Genomic DNA, 4,804 nt, shown 5'->3' with positions numbered 1-4,804 from the left:
GGTCGGCGGGCCACCGCGGCGCATACGCTACCCCTCAATCGCACCGCGCCGGGAACAAGAGCCACTGCCGTGTCACGTCAGGATCAGCACGATTTTGTACGTATCCGGGTCGACGATGACGATGCGCCCGTCGGCCAGCACGAAGTACTCATAGGATTCGTAGGCCGGGACGATCTTGACAATGCGCGCCGGCAGACGGTGCAGGCGCACTTTGTGCCGCGGCACCTCGATGCCGACCGAAATGTCGAAGTCGACGTTCTTCACCGGCTCAACCCTGGTCTCGTGGATGATCTGCGTGACCTGCGTCTTCTGCTCGACGGTCACGTTGTTGATCGAGGCCGTATTGCCTTGGTCGGTCTGAACGTTTGTGTTGCCCTGAGCGTTCTGCTCGGTGGTGGTCCCGGCCTTGCCCTGGGCCTGCTGATCCGTGCTGGTGCCGGTCTGGCCCTGAGCGTTCTGCTCGGTGCTGGTCCCGGCCTTGCCTTGGGCCTGTTCATCCGTCTTGAGCTTGGCCTTGCCCTGAGCCTGCTTCTCGGTGCTGGTGCCGGTCTGGCCCTGAGCATTCTGCTCGGTGCTGGTCCCGGCCTTGCCTTGGGCCTGTTCATCGGTCTTGAGCTTGGCCTTGCCCTGAGCCTGCTGATCGGTCGTGGCGCCGGCCTGACCCTGAGCATTCTGCTCGGTACTGGTCCCGGCCTTGCCCTGTGCCTGTTCACCCGTCTTGAGCTTGGCTTTGCCCTGAGCCTGCTGATCGGTCGTGGCGCCAGCCTGGCCCTGTGCATTCTGATCGGTCTGTGACTTCATCTTGCCTTGCGCCTGTTCGCCGGCCTTGCCGCCGTTCTGGCAATCGGCCGCGCCGGCGGCACAGTTGTCGCCGCCGCTCGGCTGCACGGCCTGGGTCTGGGCGATCGCGGCGCCGCACCCGACGCCAAGCGCAATCATGCTCGTGATCAACACATGTTTCATCTGCTTTCTCCTTAAAGAGTCGGTCCCTCAGCCTAGCCAACTCTGCCAAAAATACTTTGTTCCACATTTTGTGAATAAAATCGGGCTTCTAAGAAGACCAATGAATGTAGGCAGTAATTTTGCAACAATCACCTACAAATTGCATCAAACAATTAACGCAACGTAACATCTGCTGAGCTTGTGATCCCATAGCGATGACACCAGCCTCACAAGCTTAGAAGTACTCCCGTCGTCATGACCAGGATGGCTACCCCGAAAACAGGCAAGAGCAACCATCGTGCCTGATGGACGCTGTTGTCCATTAACGCCTCCCACAAGTGCTGATCTCAACGATGCCGAGAACCCTGTGTTCCGCCCTGAGGAGGCTCTAGGACCTCTACAGCCTGGCACCAGACTTTGGTCCCTCCCCCTATCGTCCATTGGCCCGATGACGCCCGGACCGAAGCCCCACGCGGGAACGCAGCCGCGAAAAGCCCGTTCGGCTTGCGGTGTGCATCAACCTCACCAACAACCACCGTATCGGAATCGAGCTCGCGCAAGATGCATGAGCGTTGATGAAGGAGAGAATCATGACGACCATGTACCAGTCGACCGCAATTGCCGGATTCTTGCTGCTCGCGAGCGCGGGCGTAGTTGCCGCTCAAGACGTCATCATCGCGCCGGAGCAGGAAACGGTTGTGCGCGAATACGTGAAAAAGCAGCCCCTTGCGTCGGTGAAGATTCCAGGTGTCGAATTGAACGTGGGGACCGCCATTCCCGACACGGTGGAACTGCATGAAGTGCCGAGCGTCAAGTATCGCTACGTTGTGGTCGACGGGCGAACCGTGCTGGTCGACCCCGGCACGCGGAAGATCGTCAAGATCATACAGTAACGCTGATCCCACCGCCGTTCCCCGCGGGTGGCGGTGGGATCATGCCCTGAAATTGCGGTTTCCCCGGCAATTCAACCTAGCGCTTGCTCGCACCATCGACCGTTCTAGATGTAGGATGGCTTAGGCATTTTGGCGCGGCCAAAGTCGCGGGGTCGGTTGAGACGTGCGCTACATTGATAGTCTCTATCAAAACTGGAACAGGCTATCGTTGGCTTGGCAGTTCATCATAGTCGGAAGCATTGGGCTGCTGTCGCTGATGCTGGTCGTCGGCCTATGGGTCACCTCGCAAATACGAGATGGAGTGATCCGCAACTCTGCAAGCACGACCGCGCTTTACGTCGACAGTGTCATCGCGCCAATCCTGCCGGATATGCGCAAAAGCCAGCAGCTCAGCGACACCGTTAAACGGGCGCTCGATGAAACCCTGGACCAGGGTGCTCTCGGCAAAAAACTGGCGTCGTTCGTGCTTTGGCGGCGTGATGGCAAGGTGCTGTACGCCAAAGACGCGGCTCTTATCGGCCAGACCTTCGAGCCAAATGCGAACTTGCTGCATGCGTTCGGTGGAAACGTGGTGGCGCAATTCAATGATCTGGACGAAAATGAAAGGAAGGAACGGAAGAGCCCCACCGCCTCGCTGCTCGAGATCTACAATCCGGTTCGAGAGCCGTGGTCGGGCGATGTTGTGGCCGTTTCCGAGTTCTACGAGATAGCCGACGATCTTCAGGGCACTTTAAACTCGGCACTATGGTCGAGCTGGCTGCTCGTGGCTGGCGCGACCGCGGTCGCCTTGGCGATGCTCTCGGGAATCGTGCTTCGCGGCAGCAGCACTATCGAAACGCAGCGTTCAGCGCTTGAGACACAAGTGGCCGAACTTCAGTTGCTTTTGGAGCAGAATTCCGCTTTGCGGGAGCGCGTCCAGCAGGCGTCGCGCCGCGCAACGGCAATCAACGAGCGTTACTTGCGTCGCATCGGGTCTGATTTGCATGACGGTCCAGCTCAGCTGGTCGCACTGGCTGCGCTGCGCATGGACAGCCCTCTGCTGCTCGATCCCGCCGCATCCCCAAGCCACCGGAAGACCGAGATCGCCGATATCCATCATACGTTGGACGAGGCGATGCGGGAGATCCGCGCCATCTGCACCGGCCTCGTGCTGCCACAGATCGAAGCTTCGACAGTCGCGGAGATATTGCGGCTTGCGGTTGCCGAACATGAACGCCGGACGGCCTCCTCCGTATCGCTTTCACTGCCATCTCGCCTGCCCGACCTGGGGACGTCCGAGAAAATAAGCATCTTTCGCTTCGCGCAGGAGGGGCTGAACAATGCCTGGCGACACGGTCTGGGCAAGGGGCAGGCTGTCAAGGCGCGAGTGACGCAGGGCAAGCTCCTCATTCAAGTGCTTGATCGCGGCCCTGGATTCCAGTCGGGATCGTGTGAAGGACTTGGACTCGCCGGTATGAGGGAACGTATCGAGAGTATCGGAGGTCACTTCGAGACCTTTTCGAGCCCCAGGGGGACCCGGCTGACGATAACGCTCAACATCGAGGACCAGAAATGACCGCTCCCATAAGGATTGCCATTGTTGATGATCATCCGCTGTTTCGCGAGGGTGTGGCTCGCAGCCTCGCCGAAATCGGCGGCTTCGAAGTCGTTGGTGCGGGCGAAACCGCGACGGATGCCGAACAGCTTGCGGCCTTGGCAAATCCCGACATATTGCTGCTCGACATCAGTTTGCCGGGAGGGGGTCTGGCGGCAGCGGAAAATATTCTTGCAACTCAGCCTGACTGCAAGATCGTCATGCTCACCGTCTCGGAGGCGAACGCCGATTTGGCAACGGCGCTCAGGCTGGGCGTACGCGGATATGTGCTGAAAGGGATTGGGGCGGCATCGCTGGCCGAGGTGCTGACTTATATAGCCGCAGGAAAAAAATATGTTTCGCCGACCCTGTCAGCGCAGCTTTTGAATGAACTGATCCGGCCGGAAAAGCGCACAACCGATCTCGTTGCCAATCTCTCGGGACGCGAGCTTGGGATAATCTCCTTGGTAGGCGAAGGACTGAGCAATAAAGAAGTCGCCAAACGTCTCAACCTGCAGGAGAAAACGGTAAAACACCACATGACTCGGATATTTAAAAAGCTAAAGGTGCGAAACCGCACCGAAGCAGCCATTCTTATGCACGCGCCCAAAACGGGTCTTGTATAGGGAGATCGGGGCTTGTCTGAAGGTCGGATGCTGGTTGGCGAACCAACAGTTACAGCCCTTTCAGACGAGCAATGTCGGAGGCCCTTACGGCGCGTTCGACAATTGTCCTTCCAAGCGGATCCTTCATAGTGAAGCGGCCGGCCTCGATGCTTTCGCTGAATCCATCGCGATGCACGACCTGGATTTTGGCGCCCTGTACCGTCACCGTGTCGCCAGCGGCATTGACTTGGCTACTGGGAGCTTGGCTACCGGCGGCGTTGTCGCCGGCACCATTTTTTCCCTTTCCGTTGGCGTTGCCATTCCCGGCGTTGCCGCCTGAGCCATTACCGTTACCACTACCGTTGCCACCACCGTTACCATTGCCATTGTTTCCGCTCTTGGCGCTGGCAGCGGCGAATTCGATCTTGTAACCGTCGACATGGCTCAACCGCAGACCAAGCACCGGCATCGTCACCGCAACCGCCGCGAATACGCGCAAGCTAAAGTACGCCCGGCGACGCACGGATGAAAACAGGGGCTGCCTTTCTCCATTCATGCCACCATCACATCATGATGTGTCACGGTATTCAAGAATGAACAGCCCAAAATTGCGGCTCACAAACGCTGAGGAAACTCTCCTTTCGTGCTTGCAGCTCGATTCTCAGACCTTCGTCTGAGTCAAATATACACCGAAGTCTGACCTACTGATCTTGGGCCGCGCCGACGGATGTCGCAATAAAATCCGCGGTGACAAGGCTCGTCACCGGTAGGGATCGGCAGCGAGGCGCGAG

At 58.5% G+C, this 4,804-nt stretch carries 5 protein-coding genes; 3 read left to right on the top strand and 2 right to left on the bottom strand.

The genetic code is table 11. The features are described 5' to 3' along the window. Window positions 1-72: 72 nt before the first annotated feature. Window positions 73-963 (bottom strand): DUF1236 domain-containing protein, encoded by an 891-nt coding sequence (locus NKI61_RS32270; protein ID WP_352842340.1) that lies wholly within the window; start codon window positions 961-963, stop codon window positions 73-75. 569 nt (window positions 964-1,532) lie between these two features. Here NKI61_RS32270 and NKI61_RS32265 point away from each other — a divergent pair. From NKI61_RS32265 to NKI61_RS32255, 3 genes are all read left to right on the top strand, one after another. Then, on the top strand, window positions 1,533-1,835 hold the full coding sequence (locus NKI61_RS32265) for a DUF1236 domain-containing protein (RefSeq protein ID WP_023731684.1): 303 nt from the start codon (window positions 1,533-1,535) through the stop codon (window positions 1,833-1,835). A gap of 163 nt (window positions 1,836-1,998) precedes the next feature. Beyond that, the gene (locus tag NKI61_RS32260) at window positions 1,999-3,390 is read left to right on the top strand and encodes a sensor histidine kinase (RefSeq protein WP_023668348.1); all 1,392 of its coding nucleotides are present in this window, start codon (window positions 1,999-2,001) and stop codon (window positions 3,388-3,390) included. After that, window positions 3,387-4,034: a LuxR C-terminal-related transcriptional regulator gene (locus tag NKI61_RS32255; protein ID WP_352842339.1), complete on the top strand. Its 648-nt coding sequence runs from the start codon at window positions 3,387-3,389 to the stop codon at window positions 4,032-4,034. Before NKI61_RS32260 ends, NKI61_RS32255 begins: the two co-directional genes overlap by 4 nt. Window positions 4,035-4,083: 49 nt before the next feature. Here the strand turns inward: NKI61_RS32255 and NKI61_RS32250 are convergent, their stop codons facing one another. Further along, window positions 4,084-4,512: a hypothetical protein gene (locus NKI61_RS32250; RefSeq protein ID WP_023731683.1), complete on the bottom strand. Its 429-nt coding sequence runs from the start codon at window positions 4,510-4,512 to the stop codon at window positions 4,084-4,086. Window positions 4,513-4,804: the final 292 nt, after the last annotated feature.

Origin of the sequence: Mesorhizobium sp. M0514, from assembly GCF_040321145.1 — a bacterium.
In the GTDB taxonomy this organism is placed as follows: Bacteria; Pseudomonadota; Alphaproteobacteria; order Rhizobiales; family Rhizobiaceae; genus Mesorhizobium.
The sequence above is the reverse complement of the archived record's forward strand: the minus strand, read 5'-3'. Positions and strand labels throughout refer to the sequence as shown.

Bases quoted from the DNA above. Each gene is read 5' to 3' on its own strand.
- NKI61_RS32270 (WP_352842340.1), bottom strand. From the start codon at position 963: ATGAAACATGTGTTGATCACGAGCATGATTGCGCTTGGCGTCGGGTGC.
- NKI61_RS32265 (WP_023731684.1), top strand. From the start codon at position 1,533: ATGACGACCATGTACCAGTCGACCGCAATTGCCGGATTCTTGCTGCTC.
- NKI61_RS32255 (WP_352842339.1), top strand. From the start codon at position 3,387: ATGACCGCTCCCATAAGGATTGCCATTGTTGATGATCATCCGCTGTTT.